Here is a 21929-nt window from a genome sequence, read left to right as displayed (position 1 = left end):
GTAAGGGCGAAGCCTCGCACAGGCTTGGCACTGCAGCGCTTCGCGCCAACCCTCATCCGCCCCTTCGGGGCACCTTCTCCCGAAGGGAGAAGGAAAAACTCAGTCCGCCAACCCACGCAGCAGGTCATTGACGCTGGTCTTGCTGCGGGTCTTGGCATCCACCTGCTTGACGATCACCGCGCAGTACAGCGAGTGCGTGCCGTCCTTGGACGGCAGCGAGCCGCTGACCACCACGCTGTACGGCGGTACATAGCCATACGTCACTTCGCCGGTGGCGCGGTTGTAGATACGGGTGCTCTGGCTCAGGAACACGCCCATGCCAATCACGCTGTGGTGGCCGACAACCACGCCTTCCACTACTTCCGAACGCGCGCCGATGAAGCAATGGTCTTCGATGATGGTCGGGCTGGCCTGCAACGGCTCGAGTACGCCACCGATGCCGGCACCACCGGACAGGTGGCAATGCTTGCCGATCTGCGCGCAGGAACCCACCGTGGCCCAGGTATCAACCATGGTGCCCTCACCCACATGGGCGCCGATATTGGTGAAGCTCGGCATCAGCACCACGTCCTTGCCGAAGTGCGTGCCGCGACGGGCAATCGCGCCCGGCACCACGCGCACGCCGGCCTGGCGGAAGGCCGCTTCGTCGTAGCCTTCAAAGCGCGACTCGACCTTGTCCCAGAACGGGGCCGGGGCGCCGTCCATCACTGCCATGTCATTGACACGGAAGTACAGCAGCACCGCCTTCTTCAACCACTCGTTGACCTTCCAGCCGCCGTTGCCATCAGGCTCGGCAACGCGGAATTCGCCGGACTCCAGGCCGTCGATGACGCGGTTGACCAGCGCGCGGGTCGAACCTTCGATCTCGTCCATGGTCAGCATGGTGCGGCGCTCGAATGCGCTCTCGATGCTGAACTTCAACTCGGCCACGCCCGGTGCCGGTGGCTTGCGCAGGCTGCGCGGACCTACCGATGGCGTCACCGGCTTGGTCGACTTCGGCTTGGCAGCGGCAACCTTCTTGACCGGTGCCTTGACCGTCTTCGCAACAGGCTTGGCGACCGGCTTGGTCGCTACTGCGGCTTTTTTCTTCGGCGCGGCCTTTGCAGGCGCTGCCTTCTTGGCGGTCTTCTTGGTCACGGTCTTCCTGGTTGCGGGCTTGCTTGCCATCAGTGGGGGTCTCCTGGCTTGTTGTCGGGATCCAGGCAGGCAAGCAATGCATCACGCAGGGCCTGCATGGAGGTTTCGGTAAGGGGGTGATCGTGGCGATCGGTAAGCTGGAACTGATCCTCGGCACGCTCGCCAAAGGTGGCGATGCGTGCGTCCTGCACGCGCAGGCGCTGGTCACGCAGCACATGCGCGACGTCGGCAAGCAGGCCGGGACGATCCGGCGCCACCAGGTTCAAGACGGTCCGGCCTTCATGACTGGCGTCGAGGAACTCGATGCGCGGGGCGAAGCGGAAATGTTTGAGCTGCCGTGGCATCACCCGCCGCGAGGGACGCAGGATCAGGATATTGCCGGCCAGCGCCTTGCGCAGCACGGACTCCAGGCGCGCGGCATCGCCGTCGGCGAAGCTGCCGGCCGGGGTCACCTCGAAGGTATCGAAAATGGTGTCGCCGGGGCCGTCGAGCACGCGCGCACGGTGAATGCCGTAGCCGGCACGGTCCAGTGTCATCACGATCGCGGCGAACAAGCCGTCACGGTCGGGCGAGTGCACGAACACTTCCAGTGCATCACTCTCGGGAGTGATCCGCCGCACTTTGACCAGGGTGCCGCCCTTGTGGATTTCCACCAGGGACGCAGCCTGCCAGACCAGCTGCTCCGGGCGGAAACGCACGAAGCTCTCATCCGGCATGGCCGCGAACTGGCGGTCGATCACCGCATCCTCATGACCAAGCAGGCGCATCTGCTCACGCACGTTTTCACGCGCTTCCTGCACCCGTTCGGCTTCCGGCAGGGGGTGCTCCAAACCCTCGCGCAGCGCGCGGCGGGTGGCGAAATACAGGTCGGCCAGCAGCCTGTCCTTCCATGCATTCCACATCTTGGGACTGGTGCCGGCGATATCGGCGCAGGTCAGCAGGTACAGGTAGTCGAGACGATCACGGTCGCCGACCAGGCCGGCAAAGCGATGGATCACCTCGGGGTCGGTGATGTCCTGCTTCTGCGCGGTCACCGACATGCGCAGGTGCTGCTCGACCAGCCACGCCACCAGTTCAGTGTCCGTGCTGCTCAGGCTATGTGCGCTGCAGAATTCACGCGCATCCACCGCGCCCAGTTCGGAATGATCACCACCACGGCCTTTGGCGATGTCGTGGAACAGCCCGGCCAGCAGCAGCAACTCCGGCTTGCGCAGGCGCGGCCAGACTTCGTGCGCGATGGAGAAACGCTCGTCGGCGCGGCCGCTGGCGAACAAGGCCATGTTCCGCAGCACCATCAAGGTGTGCTGGTCCACCGTGTAGACATGGAACAGATCGAACTGCATGCGCCCGGACACTGCGGCGAATGCGGGAATCCACTGACCGAGCACGCCAAGCCGCGCCATCCGCGCCAGCGTATCGACCGCACGCGGACCGCGCAGCAAGGCCATGAACTGTTCGCGTACGTCGTCGTCCACGGCGGTGTAGTCGGGGATCTCGTCCAGCATCTCGGCCAGACCGCGGGCCGTCATCGAATGCAGGCCGCGCACATCGGCGGTGCGTGCCCAGCACGCGAACAAGGCAAAGATGCTGCGGATGTCGCCATGCGGCCAGAACGGATCGTCGGCGGACAGATAGCCGCGGCGCAGCGAGAACCCATCACCTACCGGCTGCGGCGTCGCCTCACCGTCAAACTGTTCTTCAAAGCGTTGCAGCAGGCGGTCGCTGATGCGGCGGATCACCGTGGCACTGCGATAGAAGCCCTGCATCATCTTCTCCACGCCCAGGCTTTCGGCGTCATCGCCGAATCCCATGCGCGCGGCCAAGGTCTTCTGGTAATCGAAACGCAGCCGCTCTTCCGGCCGCTGTGCGACCAGGTGCAGGCCGAAACGCAGCCGCGCCAATACCTGGCGTTCGCGCTTCAGCGCGGCGGCCTCGTCCAGGCCCAGATGGCCCAGCCCGACCAGCGCATCGATATTGCTGACACCGAAGGCACGCAGCGCCATCCAGCCCAGGGTATTGAGATCGCGCAGGCCGCCAGGGCCGTCCTTGATGTCCGGCTCCAGGTTGTCTGCGGTATCACCGAAGCGCTGGTGGCGGGCAAGCAGCTCTTCGCGCTTGGCCAGGAAGTACTCACGCGGCGGCCATACCAGGCTGGGCGCGATCGCCCGCGCCAGACCGTGCTGGGCGGTTGCGTCCGCAACCAGCGGACGCGCCTCGATCAAGGCCGTCAACACCGTCTGGTCAGCCGCGGCGTGCACGCACTGCGTGGCCGAGCGCACTGCGTGGCTGGCCGGCAAACCGGCATCCCATAGCAGGGCGAACAAGCGCGCCAAAGCGGCTTCGTGGCGTTGCTGCACGTCGGTCTCGGCCAGCACCAGCAGGTCAATGTCCGAGCGCGGGAACAGCTCGCCACGGCCGTAGCCGCCGACCGCGAACAGCGCCAAGCCTGCTGTCGCCGGAATGCAGCGTTGCCAGGCTTCACTGATCAGCTGATCGACCGCACGCGCGCGCAGGCCGGGCAGACGTTCGACATTGTCGGTCTGCTCGAAGCGCTTGCCCAGGCGGGCATCGGTGTGGGCAAGTGACTGCCGTGCATCAGCAGCCCATTGCGCGTCACCGGCAGGATCTGCCGGCGTGTCCAGAATCGGGCCCGCCGGCAAAGAGGTCATGCCTGCGCGGATTCCGCCGGGGACAACGTCAATACCTCAACGCCATCCTCGGTCACCACAATGGTGTGTTCCCACTGAGCCGAGAGCTTGCGGTCCTTGGTCACCACGGTCCAGCCATCGGGCAGCACCTTGGTGTAGCGGGTGCCTTCATTGATCATCGGCTCGATGGTGAAGGTCATGCCCTGCTTGAGCACCAGGCCCTGGCCCGGACGGCCGTAATGCAGCACCTGCGGCTCGTCGTGGTAGACCTTGCCGATGCCATGGCCGCAGTACTCACGCACCACGCTGAAACGCTCAGCTTCCGCGAATTCCTGGATCGCATGACCCACATCGCCCAGCGTCGCGCCCGGCTTGACCGCACGGATACCGCGCCACATCGCTTCCTTGGTGGTTTCCACCAGGCGCTTGGCCATCACCGACGGCGTGCCGACGTAATACATGCGGCTGGTATCACCGTGCCAGCCATCCTTGATGACGGTCACGTCGATATTGACGATGTCGCCGTCCTTGAGCACCTTGGCTTCACTGGGAATGCCGTGGCAGATGACGTTGTTGACCGAGGTGCACACGGTCTTGGGGAATCCGCGGTAGCCCACATTGGCCGGGATGGTGCCCTGCACGTTGATGATGTGGTCGTTGCAGATGCGATCCAGCTCTTCGGTGGTGACACCGGGCTTGACGTGCGGGGTGATGATGTCGAGCACCTCAGCCGCCAGACGACCGGCGATGCGCATCTTCTCGATTTCTTCGGGGGTTTTCAGTTGGATTGCCATGTGCCGATTATCCCCCATTTGGGCTTTTTCGCTAAGTATTTCACATTAATGAACGCGGAGTCAGGCGCCACTCCAGGATCCGGCCGCCACCTTTGCGACCGGAAGCGCCGACGGGCGGCCTGCCTGTGTGCACTCATGCGAGTCAGTCCTGACAAGCGCCTGGTCGCAGCGTTCGCGCGAGTGTTCTGAGCCAGCGGGGAGACCACGACCGGTCAGCGCGGCGTCCCGATTGACCGAACTTAGCAAGATCCCCCGTTCAGGCAAAACTGCCAGCGTGAACACGTGTCAGCGCTGCGCTGCCGTGCTTTGCTCTGCGCGCGCCCCGGGGCCATGCACCATGGCCTCGCCGCTGCCGCCAACCGCCGGGAGAATCGACATGCTCACGCGCACGCTCTTGATCACCGCAGCCAGCATCGCATTGACGGGAACTGCAGGCCTCACCCAGGCAGCAACCCAGACCGCACAGTTCCAGGTCCGCATCGTCATTACCGAGTCCTGTGATATCCAGGCCGTCGCCGCCAGCGACATCGACTTTGGCAGCGTGGCCCGCGCCACCGGTACTCCGCTCGACGCCCAGGGCACGCTGGAGGTGAACTGCACCAACGGCACCCCCTACACCATCGGCATGAATCCCGGCGCCAATGCCACCAGCACCACTGCCGCCGCAGACAACCGGCGCATGAGCGATGGCGCCAGCAACTTCGTTGCCTATGGGCTGTACCGCGATGCCGGCCGGCAGAATTTCTGGGGTGAGGCAATCGGCACCGACACCCTGGCCGGCACCGGCACCGCCAGTGCGCAGACCATCCCGGTCTATGGCCGCGTGCCTTCCACCGATGCGCCAGCCGGCAGCTATGGCGACACGGTGATTGCCACGATCACCTATTGAGGCCTGACCAGATGCAGCCAGCCTGCCCACGCGCGCGCGGCACCGCTCCGCGCCCCTTGCGCCGGGCGCACTGGGGCCTGCTGTTATTGGCCCCATTGGCGAGCGCAGGCAACCTACAGGTCGCGCCGATCCTGTTGGAATTCAGTGATGGCGTGCAGGCGCAGGCACTGTGGCTGGAGAACAACGGCGATCAGCCACTGCATGCACAGGTGCGCGTACAGCACTGGACGCAAAGCGATGCAGCCGACGTGCTTGAGCCATCGGAGATGCTGCTGGCGCGCCCGGCCATCGTCCAGATTGGCCCCGGCCAACGACAATTGGTTCGCGTGCTGCGGCCGGCACCCGTGCCAACAGGCGACACGCAGGAGCAGGCCTATCGCCTGTTGGTGGACGAGCTCCCCGCCCCCCACGTCAAACCCAACCAGGGCTTGAATTTCCTGCTGCGCTACTCGATCCCGGCGTTCGTCCTGCCTAGGGGGGCGAGCCCGCGCGAACCGGGAAGCAAGGCCGCTGCCGACACGAGCGGACTGCACGCCCACTGGCAGCTAGACCCAGGCCTGCTGACCCTGACCGTACACAACACGGGCGCACAGCGCGTGCGCCTGAGCCAGCTGCGCTGGCTGCCCGAGAACGGCCCACCGATTGAACTGACACCCGGCCTGCTCGGTTATGTATTGGCAGGCCAACACATGCAATGGACGCTGCCGCTACCGCACCCCTTCCCCCTCACCGGCACTTTGCAGGCCAGGCTGAACGATGCCGCCATCCCGCAGCCGCTGCGCTCTGCTGACCTTTGATCTGGCAATGCTCATGGCGAGTAGCTCCTCCCTGTCTGCCGCGCCTCCTGCCCGCCCGCATACGGCACCCACCGGCATTGGCGAACAGCTGCCGCAGGAGCTGTATCTGGAAGTCCGGATCAACCAGGGCAGCAGCACCCATCTGGCACGTTTCATCGCTACCGGACAGCAACTGTCCGCCAGCGCGGCGACATTGCAGGAACTGGGCCTGCGCCTGCCGGAGGGCGTGGAGCCCAACCAGCAGTCGGTTGATCTTGCCCAACTGCCGGATATCGAGATCAGCTACGACGCCCGCAACCAGCGCCTCGCGCTGCAGCTGCCGCTGGCCGGACTGAATCGGCCACCCACTCAACTGCGTCCGGCGACGCCTCCCAGCGTACTCGCTGCAAGCGACAGCAGCCCCGGCCTCCTGCTCAACTACGACCTGCATGCGCAACAGCAACGCGGATACCGCCGTGCCAACAGCTTCAGCGAGCTACGCCTGTTCGGCGTCGGGGCAGGCATCTGGTCAACCACACAGAACACCAGCCTGGACGCTGACCGAGGCCACTGGCAGCACCGCAACATCCGCCTGGACAGCCGCTGGCAACTCGACCTGCCCGGCCCGATGCTCACCCTGGGCATTGGCGACACCCTGACCGGCGCGCTGAAATGGTCGCGCGCCGTCCGCATCGCCGGCGTACACCTGTCACGCGATTTTTCCCTGCAGCCCTATCGCGTAACGACACCATTGGCGTCGTTCAGCGGCGATGCCCTGCTGCCATCCACGGTCGACCTGTACATCAATGGCATCCGCCAGGCCAGCCGCAACGTGCAGCCAGGGCGATTCCAACTGGATGCCGTCCCCACCCTCAACGGCAGTGGCCAGGCGCAGCTGCTGGTGACCGATATCAATGGGCAGCAGCGCATGCTGGAGTTTGCGCTATACGGCACGCCCAGCCTGCTGCAGGCCGGCCTGAGCGACTGGTCACTGGATCTGGGCGTGTTGCGCGAGGATTACGGGCTGCGTTCCTTCGCTTACGGTGACAGGCCGATGGCCAGTGCCAGCCTGCGCCACGGCGTGCACCAGCACCTGACCATCGAAGCGCATACCGAGCTCAGCACGGACCTGCAGCTGGCCGGCATGGGTGCGGTGGCCCTGCTGGGCGAGCGCGGCGGGGTAGTGAGCGCCTCCTTCAGCAGCAGTCGCGCCGGCATCATGCGCGGACATCAACACGCACTGGGTTATCAATGGAGCGCGCATGGCTTCAGCGTCTCGGCCCGCACCCAGCGCAGCAGCAGCGACTTCCGCGATGCCCCTGCGTTTCTAGCCAATGCGCTCCTGCCCCGCCGTACCGATCAATTCTTCGTGGGCCTGGGCAATGTCCACAGCGGCCAGTTCAGCCTCAGCTACATCTCCCAGCATTACCCCGGCAGCCTCCCCACCCGCCTGACCGGGCTGGGCTGGTCACGCAACCTGCATGGCAATGCCTGGTTCAGCGTGCAGCTCCAGCACGACCTCGACAACCGGCGCACGGACAGCGCCAACCTGTATCTCTCCCTGCCACTGGGGCGGCTTACCCAGCTCAGCAGCGCAGTACGCCACGGCAGCGACGGCAACGCGCTTGCCCTGCAGGCAGGTCGCAGTGTGCCGGCGGATGCGGGCGGCTGGGGCTGGCGCGCGCAGGCAAGCCTGGGCACACGCCGCAGCGCCAATGCCGAACTGAGCCATCTGGGCGATGCCGGCCAGTGGCGTATCGGCATGGACTACGATCCCGACGCCGGTACCACCGGGTACGCCGATGCCAATGGCAGCATCGTGTGGTTCGGCCGCGGCATACGTGCACTGCGCCAGGTTGACGACGCGTTTGCCCTGGTATCGACCAATGGCGTGGCGCAGGTCCCGGTACGACTGGAGAACCGCTTGATCGGCAGCACCGATGCGCAAGGGCAGCTGCTGGTCACCCCACTGCGCGCCTGGCAACGCAACCTGATCAGCATCGACACCCTTGGCTTGCCAATGGATTTGTCGCTGGATGCCCCGCAGCAGCTTGTGGTGCCTGCATCGGGCAGCGGTGCAAGCGTGGTTTTCAAGCTGCAACCAAGCCGCCCGCTGCGCCTGCAGGTCCGCGGCGCGGATGGGAAATGGCTGGGCGTCGGCAGCACGATCGCAGTCGAACTGGCAAGCCAGGTCGTCGCAACCACCGTCATCGGCCATGCCGGCGAGGTGTATCTGCAGGACCCGCCTGCCGGTGCGGTGCTGCGCATCCCGGTGGACGACAGCCACGACTGTGTGCTCCCCCTGCCCACCATCGTGCAAGGCAGCGATCCACCCGGCATCACGACACTGCAGTGCCAACCATGAGCGACGCTGCCAAGCCATCGCCGCGAAAACTGCGCATCGCGACCCTGCATATCCTGCTGCTGGCGTTGGCAGGGCTCCCGTTCTTCGCGTGGGCACAAAGCTGCCAGGTGATCCGCAGCCCGAACATCGACTTCGGCGAAATCCGCGGCACGGCCACTACCGACACAGCGGCCACTGTCGTCGTCAGCTGCCAGGGCCTGGCGCCGTTCGGCAACCAGATCACCGCCTGCATCTTCCCCGGCGAAGGCGTTCCCGGCGGCGTGGCACCACGCCGCATGACAAATGACGCAGGCGCCCTGATGAACTACGACCTCTATGCGAACCCGGCGCAGACACAGCTGCTCGGCGCTTTGGGCGGCAGCCAGCCCGTTTATGCGATCTCGATCCAGGCAGGCGCCCTGGGCCCACAACAGATCCCGTTCAACATCTATGCCCGCGTCCCGGGAGGCCAGACGGTGCCAGCAGCCTACCGATACCAGGGCAACCCAGGCACCTCCATCCTCCGTTACAGCTATGGCCCACCACTACTCGCGCCACCAACCGCAGAGAACTGCCGCGATGGCACCTTTCCCTTGTTGGGTGGTGCTGGTCAATCGCAGTTCCTTTTTGGCACGGTCAGCGCGCAAGTGCCCAGCGCCTGCCTGATCACCATCGCCACCGACCTGGACTTCGGCAGCGCCAGCCGCCTCGACGCCCCCCGCGACCAGAGCTCGCTGATCCGCATACGCTGCGCTACCGGCACGGTATGGACCATGACCCTGAGCAACGGCAACAACCCTGCCAATGGGCAGCGCAGGATGGCCTCAAATGGCAACTTCCTCCCCTACGAGCTCTACCTCGACCCGGCGCTGCTCATCCCCTGGGGCGACTCGGAGGCGACCGGCGCCAGTGATGTGGGTGAAAACGAAGATGTAGCCTTCCCCGTCTATGGCAGGGTGTTCCCACAGCCGGCCCCCATTCCAGGCAGCTACAGCGACACGATCACGGTCACGCTTACCTATTAGGCCGCCCCCCTTTAGGCCGCTGCCCCTCGCTGATCCGGCAAATTGCGCGCAGCCCAGCCAGGGGCTATACTTCGCCGGCTTTTTCGGGCGCATGCCCGTTGGAGCGCGCTGACACCGGGCGTCAACCGGTGAATCCTCACCTGTCGCCCCCATCCGTGCCGGGGTGCCCTGTTCGTCAGGGTTCGGCCACGGAGGCGCCAGGGAAGCCCAACCCCGGAACTGTTTGCGCGCTCGACATGAAAGCCGCGCATCGCAGCACGACCCCAACAAACCGGGCGCGCGCGGTGTCAGTTCCACCATCAGGAGTTTTGCAATGCCCCAGATCACCATGCGTCAGATGTTGGAAGCCGGCGTCCACTTCGGCCACCAGACCCGTTACTGGAACCCGAAGATGGGCCAGTACATCTTTGGCGCCCGCGGCAAGATCCACATCATCAACCTGGAAAAGACCGTCCCGCTGTTCAACGATGCGATGAACTTCATCTCCTCGGTTGCCCAGAAGCGCGGCACCATCCTGTTCCTGGGCACCAAGCGCAGCGCACGCGAATCCATCAAGGAAGAAGCAGAGCGTTGCGGCATGCCGTTCATGAACCAGCGCTGGCTGGGCGGCACCCTGACCAACTTCGCCACCGTGAAGAAGTCGGTTGCCCGCCTGAAGGAACTGGAAGCCGGTGAAACCGACGGCAGCTTCGACAAGCTGGTCAAGCACGAAGTGCTGGGCCTGCGCCGTGAGCGCGACAAGCTGGAAGCCTCGCTGGGCGGCATCAAGGAAATGAACCGCCTGCCCGACGCCATCTTCGTCATCGACATCGGTCACGAAGACATCGCCATCAAGGAAGCCAAGAAGCTCGGCATTCCGGTGATCGCCGTGGTTGACACCAACTACAACCCGGAACTGGTTGATTACGCCATCCCGGGCAACGACGACGCCATCCGTGCCGTGCAGCTGTACGCTCGCGCCGCCGCTGACGCCGTGCTGGAAGGCAAGGCTGCTGCTCCGAACGCCGCCACCGTGCGCGAAGAAGAGTTCAGCGAAGCCGCTGCTGGCGAAGAAGCCAAGCCGGCCCGTCGCGCTCCGGCCAAGAAGGCTGGTGCCAAGAAGGGCGACGAGGCTTCGGCCTGATCCCCCTGGCGGGTGCAGCTACTGCACCCGCTCCCCTGCGCTGGCGCCCGAGGCGCCGATCGCTGACAGGGCTGCGTAACAACGGCCGGCCATCATGGCCGGCCTACCCCTTTCTATTGATGAGGTAATTCCATGGAAATCACTGCTTCCCTGGTCAAGGAACTGCGCGAGCGCACCGGCGCCGGCATGATGGAGTGCAAGAAGGCTCTGTCCGAGACCAACGGCGACATCGACGCAGCGGCGGAAGCCCTGCGCAAGTCCGGCGCTGCCAAGGCCGACAAGAAGGCCGACCGCGTCACCGCTGAAGGCCGCGTGGGCGTCGCCAGCAACGGCGGCAACGCCGTCCTGGTCGAAGTGAACTCGGAAACCGACTTCGTTGCCAACGACGTCAACTTCAAGGCATTCGTCGATGCCGTTGCCGCTGCCGCCCTGGCATCCGGCGCCGCCGACGTTGAAGCCCTGAAGTCGGTCAAGCTGGCCAGCGGCGAAACCGTCGAAGAGACCCGCGCCATCGCGATCCAGAAGCTGGGTGAAAACATCCAGATCCGTCGCCTGGTCAAGATCAGCGGCGACAACACCGTTGGCACCTACGTGCACAGCAACGGCAAGATCGGCGTGCTGGTCGAGCTGGCCGGCGGCAACGCCGAGCTGGCTTCGGGCCTGGCAATGCACGTGGCCGCGATGAACCCGCCGCACAACAAGGCAGCCGACGTTCCGGCCGACTTCGTTGCAAAGGAAAAGGAAATCGAGCTGGCCAAGATGACCGACAAGGACAAGGCCAAGCCGGCTGACATCCTGGAAAAGATCATCAGCGGCAAGATCAACAAGATCATCAGCGAAGTGACCCTGTACGGCCAGAGCTATGTGCTGGACAGCGACAAGACCGTCGAGCAGGCCGTCAAGGCCGCTGGCGGCGACGTCGTCGGCTTCCAGCGCCTGGCTGTCGGCGAAGGCATCGAGAAGGTGGTGGAAGACTACGCCGCCGAAGTTGCCAAGGCGATGCAGGTCTAAGTACCTGCCACCCGCAACACCTGAAAAAGCCGCGGTTATCCGCGGCTTTTTCTTTGCCACGAAGTACCCGCGACAACACACGTCCGGCACTGGACTGCAAGACCCCGTCTTTGCTTAAACCATCCTGTATGCTTGCGCCACTGCCGCCTGCTTCTTCGACATGTCCCCCGAGCTCACTGCAGCCCTGTCCCTCTGCCGCAACCTGCCCTCGCCACCGGCCATCGCCGTCCGTTTGATCGAGCTTGCGCAGGACCCGGAAACCGACATCGCCAGCGCCGCTGACGTGATAGCGCTGGATATGGGCTTGAGCGCACGCATGATGCGCATCGCCAACTCCCCTCTGTACGCGAGCCGCCGCCGCATTGAAAACCTGGGCCAGGCATTGACCATGCTCGGCCTCAACGCCACCTTGCAGCTGGCGCTGGGCTTCAGCCTGTCACGCGCACTGCGCGAGGACGAAGACCACGCACAGCTGCTGCAGGCAGTCTGGCGGCGCAGCATCCTCAGTGCCCTGGCCGCGCGCTACCTGGGGCTGGCACGCAACGTCCGCAAGGTGGAAGAACTGATGCTGGCCGGCCTGCTGCAGGACATCGGCATCCTCGCCCTGTTGCAGCTGCGCAGCGACAACTACCCCAGCCTGCTTGCCGGTGCCGGCAGCAATGAGGAACTGCTCGCCCACGAACGCGCCATATTCGAGTGCAGCCACGCCGACATCGGCGCCGAGCTGTGCGAGCAATGGGGCCTGCCGCCCTATCTGGTCGACGCCATCAGGCACAGCGAAGCGCCGGCCGAACCAACCGACCTGTTCGGCCGCTGCGTTGCCCTGTCAGGCAGCATTGCGGAGATCTGGCTGAGCAAGGACACCGACCAGGCCCGCGACACCGCCCTGCGCCTGGTGCATGCACAACTGGAAATGGACAGCAGCCAGTTCGAACTGGTGCTGCAACAGGTCAGCCAGATGCTGCCGGAGATCAGCGCATTGTTCGATGTGCCGGTGCCGTCCCCCGCCCGCATCACCTACCTGCTCGATCACGCCGCCGAGTTGATGGCCCTGCGCAACCTGCGCGAGCTGCAGGATGCCGGTGCCGCCAAGCGACGTGCCGATGATTTCGAGCAGCAGGCTCGCCGCTTGACCGAACAGGCGCACCTGGACGCACTCACCGGCCTGTTGAACCGGCGCCAGCTGGAAGTGGTGCTGGCGCAGGAGTTCGACCGCGCCGGCCGCGCCGACCGGCCACTGTCGGTGGCCTTCATCGACCTGGACGACTTCAAGAAGATCAATGACCAGCACGGCCACCTGGTCGGCGACCAGGTCCTGCAGGCATTCGCCAGCCAGCTGCAGGGCCAGCTGCGCGGCAGCGATACCGTGGCGCGCTTCGGCGGCGAGGAGTTCGTGGTGCTGTTCCCCGGCACCAATGAGCAGACCGCCCTGGACGTGATCCGCCGCGTACTGGTCGCCATCACCCAGTCCCCGATCGTCACTGTTGCCGACATGCCGCTGCATGTGACCTTCTCGGCCGGCGTCGCCACCCATGGTGCATACGAGCGCTTCACCGACATGCGCGACCTGCTCAAGGCCGCCGATGACGTGCTGTACCGCTCCAAGAACCTTGGCCGCAACCGGGTCATCGCCCGCGCCCCGGATCCCCACCCCACCGCCTGCTGAACCGGATTCCGATTGACCCGGGTTTTGTCGCTGCATTGCAACAATAGATGTCACCTGAAACTGCGGCATCCGTTAGAATCCCCCGCGTTTTCCAGCCATCTGAGGTCACCATGTCCAAGCTCGCCTACCGCCGCATCCTGTTGAAACTTTCCGGGGAGGCGCTGATGGGAGACGAGGACTACGGCATCGACCCCAAGGTCATCAACCGGCTGGCCCATGAAGTCATCGAGGCCCAGAACGCCGGCGTCGAAATCGCACTGGTGGTTGGCGGCGGCAACATCTTCCGCGGCGCCGGCCTGGCCGCAGGCGGCATGGACCGCGTCACCGGCGACCACATGGGCATGCTGGCCACGGTCATCAACGCCCTCGCCATGCAGGACGCACTTGAAAAGGCCGGCGGCAAGGCCCGGGTGATGAGCGCGATCAAGATCAACGACGTGTGCGAGGACTACATCCGCCGCCGCGCCATCCGCCATCTGGAAAAGGGCCGCCTGGTGATCTTCGCCGCCGGCACCGGCAACCCGTTTTTCACCACCGATTCGGGCGCCGCGTTGCGTGCCATCGAGATCGGCGCCGACCTGCTGCTCAAGGCCACCAAGGTCGACGGCGTCTATGACAAGGACCCGAACAAGCATGCCGATGCGGTCCGCTATGACAGCCTGAGCTACGACCAGGTCATCAACCAGGGCCTGGAAGTCATGGACACGGCTGCCTTTGCGCTGGCCCGTGACAGCGACCTGCCGCTGCGCGTTTTCGACATGAGCCAGCCCGGCGAACTGCTGAAAATCCTGCACGGCGAGCCCATCGGCACCCTGGTGCACGGCCGCGACGCACACTGACCCACGCTGCCGGCGCGGTGGGCAGGGGTAATCGCCTATAATCGGCCGGTTCTAGAAACATCCAGGATTCGGCCGATGATCAACGATATCAAGCAAGATGCGCAGGCGCGCATGACCAAGAGCATCGAAGCTCTGCGCCATACCCTCACCACCATCCGCACCGGTCGCGCTTCGCCGACCCTGCTGGACGGCATCAAGGTCAAGGCTTACGGCACCGACACCCCCTTGAATCAGGTGGCCAGCATCAGCGTGTCCGAAGGACGTTCGCTGGTGATCACCCTGTTCGACAAGAACATGATCAAGGACGTGGAAAAGGCCATCTATGCCTCCGACATCGGCATCACTCCCACCACCATGGGCACGGTGATCCGCCTGAACCTGCCGCCGCTCACCGAAGAGCGCCGCAAGGAACTGGCCAAGTCGGTGAGCAAGGAAGGCGAAGAAACCAAGATCGCCATCCGCAACATCCGCCGTGACGCCAACCAGGAAGTGGCCAAGCTGCTCAAGGACAAGGCGATCACCGAGGATGACGACCGTCGCAGCCAGGACGACATCCAGAAGCTGACCGACAAGGCGATCAAGGACGTCGACGAAGTGGTCAAGCTCAAAGAACAGGAACTGATGGCGGTCTGAGGCGTGTCCTCCGTCCTGCACGACGACACCGCGGCCCCGGCATTGCCGGGGCACATTGCCATCATCATGGATGGCAATGGCCGTTGGGCGCAGCAACGCCGGCGGCCGCGCATGATCGGCCACCGTGCCGGTGCGCGCGCGGTCAACCGCAGCATCGACTTCTGCCTCGAGCGTGGCGTTGGCGCACTCACCCTGTTTGCGTTTTCCAGTGAAAACTGGGGCCGCCCGCAGGAAGAAGTCGACTCGCTGATGAAGCTGTTCCTCGGCGCACTGGACCGCGAGGTGGATGAACTCCACCGTCGCGGCGTGCGCGTGCGCTTCATCGGCGACCGCAGCCGCTTCGCCGGCAGCATCGTCCAGCGCATGGACAAGGCAGAGCAACGCACGGTCGGCAATACCGCGATGACCCTGAGCATCGCCGCCAGCTACGGTGGTCGCCAGGACATCGCACAGGCTGCGCGTGCCCTGGCCGAACAGGTCGCCGCCGGCACCCTGCGCCCCGAGCAGATCGACGAGCAGGCCCTTGGCCAGCACGTGGCGCTGGCCGACATGGCGCCGCCGGACCTGTTCATCCGTACCGGTGGCGACACCCGCATCAGCAACTTCCTGCTATGGCAGCTGGCTTACAGCGAACTGTGGTTCACTGACGTGCTGTGGCCGGATGTCGATGCGGCCGTCCTTCAACTGGCACTGGATGACTATGCAAGGCGTGAGCGCCGCTTTGGTCTGACCAGCGCCCAGATTGCCGCCGCTGCGGCAGCGAGCGCACATTCATGACAAAGACCCGCGTGATTGCAGCGCTGATCATGGCCCCGGTGGCGATCTGCGCAATCCTGTTCCTGCCAAGCCAATGGCTGGCCGCCGCTGCCGCCCTGGTGTTCCTGGTCGGCCTGTGGGAATGGCTCAAGCTCACCGGCGTGGTTGGCCTGCCGCGTACCGTGCTGGTGGTGCTGAACCTGCTGCTGATGGTGCTGCTGGTCTGGGCCTCGGATGGCAGCATGGTGCTGTTCCAACTGGCCGCGCTGGTCGGCGTCGGCTTCTGGCTGCTGGCCTTGCTGTGGCTGCGTTTCTTCGATTTTGGCGCGCATGACGAAAGCAGCGCTCGCATGCTGAAGCTCGCCGCCAGCAGCCTGGCGATCATCCCGGCCTGGGCCTCGCTGGTCCTGATCCACGCTGGCAGCAATGGCCACCTGTGGTTGTTGACCGCATTGACCCTGGTCTGGGCGGCCGATTCCGGCGCGTATTTCGCCGGTCGCACCTTTGGCAAGCACAAGCTGGCCCCGCGCATCAGCCCCAACAAGACCATTGAAGGACTGCTTGGCGGACTGGTCGCCGGCCTGGTTACCGCTGGCGTATTCGGCTGGCTTGCCGGCGTACAGGCCCCGCAGTTCGGCTGGCTGATGCTGGTCACCGCGGTGGCAGTGTTGGCTTCGGTGCTGGGCGACCTGTTTGAAAGCCTGCTCAAACGCCACGCCGGTGCCAAGGACTCGGGCCACATCATTCCCGGCCATGGCGGCGTGCTGGACCGCATAGACGGCGTGCTCGCCGCGCTACCAGTATTCGCGCTGGGCAAGGAAATCTTCGGCTTCTAAGCATGTCCACCCCTTCAATACGTCAGGTCGCCATCCTTGGCGCCACCGGCTCCATCGGCACCTCGGCGCTGGATGTGATGGCCCGCCACCCGCAGCAGATGCGCGCCAGCGTGCTGGCAGCGGGCAGCAATGTGGATGGGCTGATAACGCTGTGCCGTCAGCACCGTCCGGATCACGCCGCGATTGCCGACCCGGCGCTGTTCGCGCGCCTGCGTGACGGCCTGAAGGACGCCGGACTGACGACCGAAGCACATGCCGGCCATCAAGCCATCGACGCACTGGCCGCCAGCGACTGCTGCGATACCGTTGTGGCCGCCATTGTTGGTGCCGCCGGCCTGTCTTCCACGCTCGCCGCCGCCCGCGCCGGCAAGCGCCTGCTGCTGGCCAACAAGGAATCACTGGTACTGGCCGGCGAGCTGCTGACCCGCGAGGCCGCCAACGCCGGCGCCGAGATCATTCCGATCGACAGCGAGCACAACGCCATCTTCCAATGCCTGCGCTCACGCGACGCGCGGCTGGAAGCCGGCGTCCGCCGCATCATTCTGACCGCGTCCGGCGGCCCGTTCCGGGGGCGCGGCCGCGCCGAGCTGGAAAAGGTGACCGTGGCCCAGGCCGTTGCCCACCCGAAGTGGTCGATGGGCCCGAAGATCTCGGTCGATTCGGCGACGTTGATGAACAAAGGCCTGGAAGTCATCGAGGCCCATCACCTGTTCAACGTGCCCGGTTCACGCATCGACGTGCTGGTGCACCCGCAGAGCCTGGTGCACTCGCTGGTCGAATTCATCGACGGGTCAACCCTTGCCCAGCTTGGCTTGCCGGACATGCGCACCACCCTGGCCGTCGGCCTGGGCTGGCCGCAGCGGATCGAGTCGGGCGTCGGCGGGCTGGACCTGCTGACGCAGGGCCGGCTGGATTTCGAGGCGCCAGACATGGACGCCTTCCCCTGCCTGCGCCTGGCCTGGCAGGCGATGGAGGCCGGCGGCAGCGCCCCGGCGATCCTGAATGCAGCCAACGAAGTCGCCGTTTCAGCCTTTCTTCAGGGGCGCATAGGCTTCCTGTCGATCCCGGCACTGGTGGAACACACGCTATCTACCCTGCCCTACGTGGCGGCCGATACACTGGACGCCCTGTTGGCAGCTGATGCCCAGGCCCGCCAAATCACCGAATCCGCCATTGCCCGCCTGCCGAATGTCTGATCCCACCCTACAACCGAGCTGTGCCCATGGCTGATTTCCTGGGGTCTGTGTGGTGGATGATCGTCAGCCTGGGCGTGCTGGTGACGTTTCATGAATTCGGCCATTACTGGGTGGCCCGCCGCTGCGGGGTAAAGGTCCTGCGCTTCTCGGTGGGCTTCGGCAAGCCACTGTGGAGCCGCCGCAACCGCAACGGCACCGAGTTCGCCATCGCCGCCATCCCGCTGGGCGGCTATGTGAAGATGCTGGACGAGCGCGAGGTCGAGGTCCCGGCCGGTGAACGCGCCGTCGCCTTCAACAACAAGACCGTCTGGCAGCGCATCGCCATTGTCGCCGCCGGCCCTGCTGCCAACCTGATCCTGTGCATCGCCCTGCTATGGGCGATGTTCGTGATCGGGCGCCAGGACTATTCGGCCACCATCGGCCGCACCACCGGCATGGCCGCACAGGCCGGCTTTGTCACCGGCGACCGCATCCTTGCCGTCGAGGACCGCAGCGTCGAGACCTGGGCCGAGGCCAGCATGGCCTTCACCACCGCTGCGATGGACCGCCAGGATGCGCACGTGCGCGTCCGCGACAGCCTGGACAACGAACGCACCCGGGTGCTGCCGCTGTCGCAGCTGCCGGCGGGGTTTGATGAGCGACAGGTTCCGACGCAGGCAGGCTTCATCTGGCAGTTCTGGCTGCAACCAGCCCGTGTCGACTCGGTTTCCGCCGACTCGGCCGCCGCCGGCTTGCTGCAGACCGGCGACCTGATCCTGGCCGTGGACGGCCAGCGCGTGGACAGCGCCGACCAGGTCACCCCGCTGATCCAGCAACTTGGCCAGCGCGGCGGTCCCGGCATGGTCGAGGTCGAGCGCAACGGCGAGCGGCTGGCATTGGAGCTGACCCCGCAGGCCGGCCAAGGGCCGGACGGCAAGCCACGCTGGCTGATCGGGGTTGGCTTTGCCACCAACCAGGCCCCCGCCTACGACGCCCGCCAGCAGTACGGCGTGTTCGCCGCGCTGCCGGCCGCCGTGCGCGAAACCGGCAAATTGGCGACAGATTCGCTGGGTATGATGCGGCGCATGCTCACTGGCCACGCCTCGGTAAAGAACATTTCCGGCCCGATCACCATCGCCCGCGTGGCCAATGCCTCGGCTGAACGCGGGCTGGATTGGTTCCTGTATTTCCTGGCTTTGCTGTCGCTGAGCCTGTGCATCATCAATCTGCTGCCCATCCCCATCTTGGACGGCGGGCACCTGCTGTATTACCTTATCGAGTTGGTCAAGGGCAGCCCGCTTAGCGAGCGCGCCATGGCTGCCGGCCAATACATCGGTCTGGCGCTGTTGGCGGGGTTGATGGGATTGGCGTTCTACAACGACATCCTCAGCCTGGTCCCGCGATGAACTTTTTCCCGTTGTCGTCGTCTTACGCCGGCACCCACGCATTATCGAAATCGACTCCAACCGGACGTGATATGACGCGACTTCCCAATCGCCGCTTGCTGGCCCTCGCACTTGCTGCCGGTCTGGCCCTGCCTGTGCTTGCACAGGCGGCCGAGCCCTTTACCGCCAGCGACATCCGCGTGGACGGCCTGCAGCGCATTTCCTCCGGCACCGTGTTCACCTACCTGCCGGTGGAACGCGGCGACACGGTGGACGACGCCAAGATCGGCGACACCATCCGCGCCCTGTACAAGACCGGCTTCTTCGAAGACGTGCAGCTGGACCGCCAGGGCGACATCCTGGTCGTCACCGTCAAGGAACGCCCGGCGATCAACAAGTTGACCGTCACCGGCAACAAGGACATCAAGAGCGAGCAGCTGCTCAAGGGCCTGTCCGACATCGGCCTGAGCGAAGGCGGCACCTTTGACCGCCTGAGCCTGGACCGCGTGACCCAGGAACTGCGCCGGCAGTACAACGACCGCGGCAAATACAACGTGGAAATCACCCCGACGGTGAGCCCACTGGACCGTAACCGCGTCGACGTTGCCATTGCCGTCAAGGAAGGCAAGGCGGCCAAGATCCGCCACGTCAACCTGATCGGCACCGAAAAATTCGAAGCCAACGACATTCTCGACACCTGGGAATCCAAGGAGCACAACTGGGCCTCGTGGTATCGCCGCGATGACCAGTACTCCAAGGAAAAGCTGTCTGGCGACCTGGAAAAGCTCAACTCCTGGTACCTGGACCGTGGCTACGTCGATTTCAGCATCGACTCCACCCAGGTCTCGATCAGCCCGGACAAGCGCGACATGTTCGTCACCGCCGGCGTGACCGAGGGCGAGCAGTACAAGATTTCCGAGATCAAGGTCACTGGCGACACCATCCTGCCGCAGGAAGACGTCGAGCGGATGGTCATCCAGAAGTCGGGCGATACCTTCTCGCGCGCCCTGCTGGAGTTCAGCGCTGATGGCATCACCAACAGCCTGTCCAACGTTGGCTACGCCTTCGCCAAGGTCAACCCGATCCCGACCAGCAACCGCGCCGACCGTACCGTGGCAGTGAACATGCAGGTGGTACCGGGCCCGCGTGTGGCCGTGCGCCGCATCGTATTCAAGGGCAACTCGCGTACCAGCGACGAGGTCTTGCGCCGTGAAATGCGCCAGTTCGAGAACAGCTGGTACTCGCAGGCTGCAATCGATCGTTCCAAGATCCGCCTGCAGCGCCTGGGCTACTTCGAGTCGGTCGACGTCGAGACGCAGCCGGTCACCGGCAGCAACGACCAGGTCGACGTGGTCTACAACGTCAAGGAAACCACCTCCGGCAGCTTCGTGTTCGGCCTGGGCTATTCGCAGTCCTACGGCATGACCACCTCGGTGCAGCTGTCGCAGAACAACTTCCTCGGCGGTGGTAACCGCGTGTCGGTCGAGGCCTCGCGCAGCAGCTACCTGCAGCGTTATGGCTTCAGCTACACCAACCCCTACTTCACCGATGACGGCGTCTCGCTGGGCTACAACCTGTCCTGGCGTGAGCTCGACTACTCCGACTTCAACACCGCGCAGTACAACAGCACCAACGGTTCGGCGCAGGTGGTGTTCGGCATTCCGATCACCGAGAACGATGCGTTCTCGCTGATGTTCGGCATCGACAGCAACCAGATCACCACGTACCCCGGTTACACGCCCGCCTCGATCATCGAGTACATCGATGCCGTTGGCACGCGCACCTTCCACTCCTGGCGTTCGGAGCTGGGCTGGGCACGCGACACCCGCAACGACTATTTCATGCCGACCCGCGGCACCTACCAGCGCCTCGGCCTGGAAGCCACGCTGCCTGGCTCGACCGTTGAGTACTACAAGCTCAGCTACCAGTTCTCCAAATACTGGCCGATCATCCCGTCACTGGTGATCAATACCCGCCTGGAACTGGGTTACGGCGATTCGTACGGCAGCGACAAGGTCCGTGACATCTGCTGGAATGTAATCCCCGGCACCCCCGGCACGCCAGCCAATGGCGATACCCCGGCGGTACCTGGCACCGCTGACACCACCCAGGTGGTTGACTGCGCCACCAACCCCACCGCCAACCACCGCCAGATCAAGGCGAGCGGCCTGCCGTTCTTCGAGAACTTCTACGCTGGCGGCACCAACTCGGTGCGTGGCTTCGAGGACAACACCCTGGGACCGCGCTCGGAAATCATCGGCGGCTACTACAATGGCCAGCCGCTGGGTGGCTCGGTGAAGACGGTCGGCTCGATCGAAGCCTATTTCCCGAAGCTGTTCGACAGCCCGTCGGCACGCGTTTCGGCGTTCTTCGACTTCGGCAACGTCTACAACGGCACCAGCAACTTCAAGGCCAACGAGCTGCGCGCATCTGCCGGTGTCGCCCTGTTGTGGCGCGCCCCGGTCGGCCCGATCTCCATCAGCTATGCCTTCCCGTTGAAGAAGGAAGACGGTGACGAGATCGAGCGTCTGCAGTTCACCTTTGGTGGTCAGTTCTGACGAACTGACCCGCTCATCCGGGGCTCTGCCCCGGATACCGGCTTTCATGCCACGGCATGAAAGCCGGGCGCGCTCTGGTCTGCCGGCTTCAACCTGCAAGTCCCCCGCGCCTATCGGCGCGCCCCCTTTACCAAAGGGGGCTTTCCACCAGAACTACCGCCTCAATCTGCCCCGGGAAGCAACACCGCCCCGGGGTTTGCTTTTATGGGACACATGGCTGCGCTCGGCGCAGCGGGACATTCCATCAACGCCATGCTGCCCCATTGGCCCCCACTTCCGGCCAACCCACCTATCCCGCTGCCCTTGCCCTGCAAGGGTGATAACGTCCGTTCGC

The 21929-nt window shown here is 64.8% G+C and carries 17 protein-coding genes; 14 read left to right on the top strand and 3 right to left on the bottom strand.

Annotated features, from left to right (window positions below):
- Positions 1-99: 99 nt before the first annotated feature.
- Genes dapD through map form a run of 3 tightly spaced genes read right to left on the bottom strand, consistent with a single transcriptional unit; the run spans position 100 to position 4579 of the window.
- Complete coding sequence (gene dapD, locus AC13FW_RS12300) at positions 100-1167, bottom strand: 2,3,4,5-tetrahydropyridine-2,6-dicarboxylate N-succinyltransferase (RefSeq protein WP_482989234.1); 1068 nt, start codon at positions 1165-1167, stop codon at positions 100-102.
- The gene (locus AC13FW_RS12295; RefSeq protein ID WP_482989321.1) at positions 1167-3782 is read right to left on the bottom strand and encodes a [protein-PII] uridylyltransferase; all 2616 of its coding nucleotides are present in this window, start codon (positions 3780-3782) and stop codon (positions 1167-1169) included. Before AC13FW_RS12295 ends, dapD begins: the two co-directional genes overlap by 1 nt.
- Before the next feature lie 20 nt (positions 3783-3802).
- A complete protein-coding gene (gene map / locus AC13FW_RS12290) occupies positions 3803-4579 on the bottom strand; it encodes a type I methionyl aminopeptidase (protein ID WP_282267370.1) in 777 nt (258 codons plus the stop codon).
- A gap of 376 nt (positions 4580-4955) precedes the next feature.
- On the opposite strand from map, the gene AC13FW_RS12285 reads away from it, so the two are divergent.
- The 14 genes from AC13FW_RS12285 to bamA all read left to right on the top strand — a co-directional run bounded on the left by AC13FW_RS12285 (position 4956) and on the right by bamA (position 21595).
- On the top strand, positions 4956-5468 hold the full coding sequence (locus AC13FW_RS12285) for a Csu type fimbrial protein (protein ID WP_296251309.1): 513 nt from the start codon (positions 4956-4958) through the stop codon (positions 5466-5468).
- A gap of 11 nt (positions 5469-5479) precedes the next feature.
- Positions 5480-6265 (top strand): fimbrial biogenesis chaperone, encoded by a 786-nt coding sequence (locus AC13FW_RS12280; protein WP_482989233.1) that lies wholly within the window; start codon positions 5480-5482, stop codon positions 6263-6265.
- Positions 6266-6278: 13 nt separating this feature from the next.
- Positions 6279-8609 (top strand): fimbria/pilus outer membrane usher protein, encoded by a 2331-nt coding sequence (locus AC13FW_RS12275; RefSeq protein ID WP_482989232.1) that lies wholly within the window; start codon positions 6279-6281, stop codon positions 8607-8609.
- Positions 8606-9613, top strand: coding sequence for a Csu type fimbrial protein (locus AC13FW_RS12270; protein ID WP_482989231.1), 1008 nt, complete (start codon positions 8606-8608; stop codon positions 9611-9613). The genes AC13FW_RS12275 and AC13FW_RS12270 overlap by 4 nt, the downstream gene beginning before the upstream one ends.
- Positions 9614-9926: 313 nt before the next feature.
- The gene (gene rpsB, locus AC13FW_RS12265) at positions 9927-10736 is read left to right on the top strand and encodes a 30S ribosomal protein S2 (RefSeq protein ID WP_481533949.1); all 810 of its coding nucleotides are present in this window, start codon (positions 9927-9929) and stop codon (positions 10734-10736) included.
- Between the two features lie 132 nt (positions 10737-10868).
- A complete protein-coding gene (gene tsf / locus AC13FW_RS12260; RefSeq protein WP_282267382.1) occupies positions 10869-11747 on the top strand; it encodes a translation elongation factor Ts in 879 nt (292 codons plus the stop codon).
- 160 nt (positions 11748-11907) lie between these two features.
- Positions 11908-13413 (top strand): HDOD domain-containing protein, encoded by a 1506-nt coding sequence (locus AC13FW_RS12255; protein WP_482989230.1) that lies wholly within the window; start codon positions 11908-11910, stop codon positions 13411-13413.
- A 110-nt stretch (positions 13414-13523) separates the two neighbouring features.
- Entirely contained in the window at positions 13524-14252 is a 729-nt protein-coding gene (gene pyrH, locus AC13FW_RS12250) for a UMP kinase (RefSeq protein ID WP_313169345.1), read from the top strand.
- A 75-nt stretch (positions 14253-14327) separates the two neighbouring features.
- Positions 14328-14885, top strand: a complete 558-nt coding sequence (gene frr, locus AC13FW_RS12245; protein ID WP_282267388.1) for a ribosome recycling factor — start codon at positions 14328-14330, stop codon at positions 14883-14885.
- A 3-nt stretch (positions 14886-14888) separates the two neighbouring features.
- Complete coding sequence (gene uppS / locus AC13FW_RS12240) at positions 14889-15662, top strand: polyprenyl diphosphate synthase (protein WP_482989229.1); 774 nt, start codon at positions 14889-14891, stop codon at positions 15660-15662.
- Positions 15659-16477, top strand: coding sequence for a phosphatidate cytidylyltransferase (locus AC13FW_RS12235; RefSeq protein WP_282267390.1), 819 nt, complete (start codon positions 15659-15661; stop codon positions 16475-16477). The genes uppS and AC13FW_RS12235 overlap by 4 nt, the downstream gene beginning before the upstream one ends.
- A gap of 2 nt (positions 16478-16479) precedes the next feature.
- Positions 16480-17673 carry a 1-deoxy-D-xylulose-5-phosphate reductoisomerase gene (locus tag AC13FW_RS12230; RefSeq protein WP_482989228.1) on the top strand — a complete coding sequence of 398 codons (1194 nt, stop codon included), beginning with the start codon at positions 16480-16482 and terminating at the stop codon, positions 17671-17673.
- A 26-nt stretch (positions 17674-17699) separates the two neighbouring features.
- Positions 17700-19058, top strand: coding sequence for an RIP metalloprotease RseP (rseP, locus tag AC13FW_RS12225; protein WP_482989227.1), 1359 nt, complete (start codon positions 17700-17702; stop codon positions 19056-19058).
- Between the two features lie 71 nt (positions 19059-19129).
- On the top strand, positions 19130-21595 hold the full coding sequence (gene bamA, locus AC13FW_RS12220) for an outer membrane protein assembly factor BamA (protein ID WP_282267394.1): 2466 nt from the start codon (positions 19130-19132) through the stop codon (positions 21593-21595).
- Positions 21596-21929 lie beyond the last annotated feature (334 nt).

It is taken from the genome of Stenotrophomonas sp. 21LCFQ19, assembly GCF_056861425.1.
This window is presented reverse-complemented; position numbering and strand designations above follow the sequence as displayed.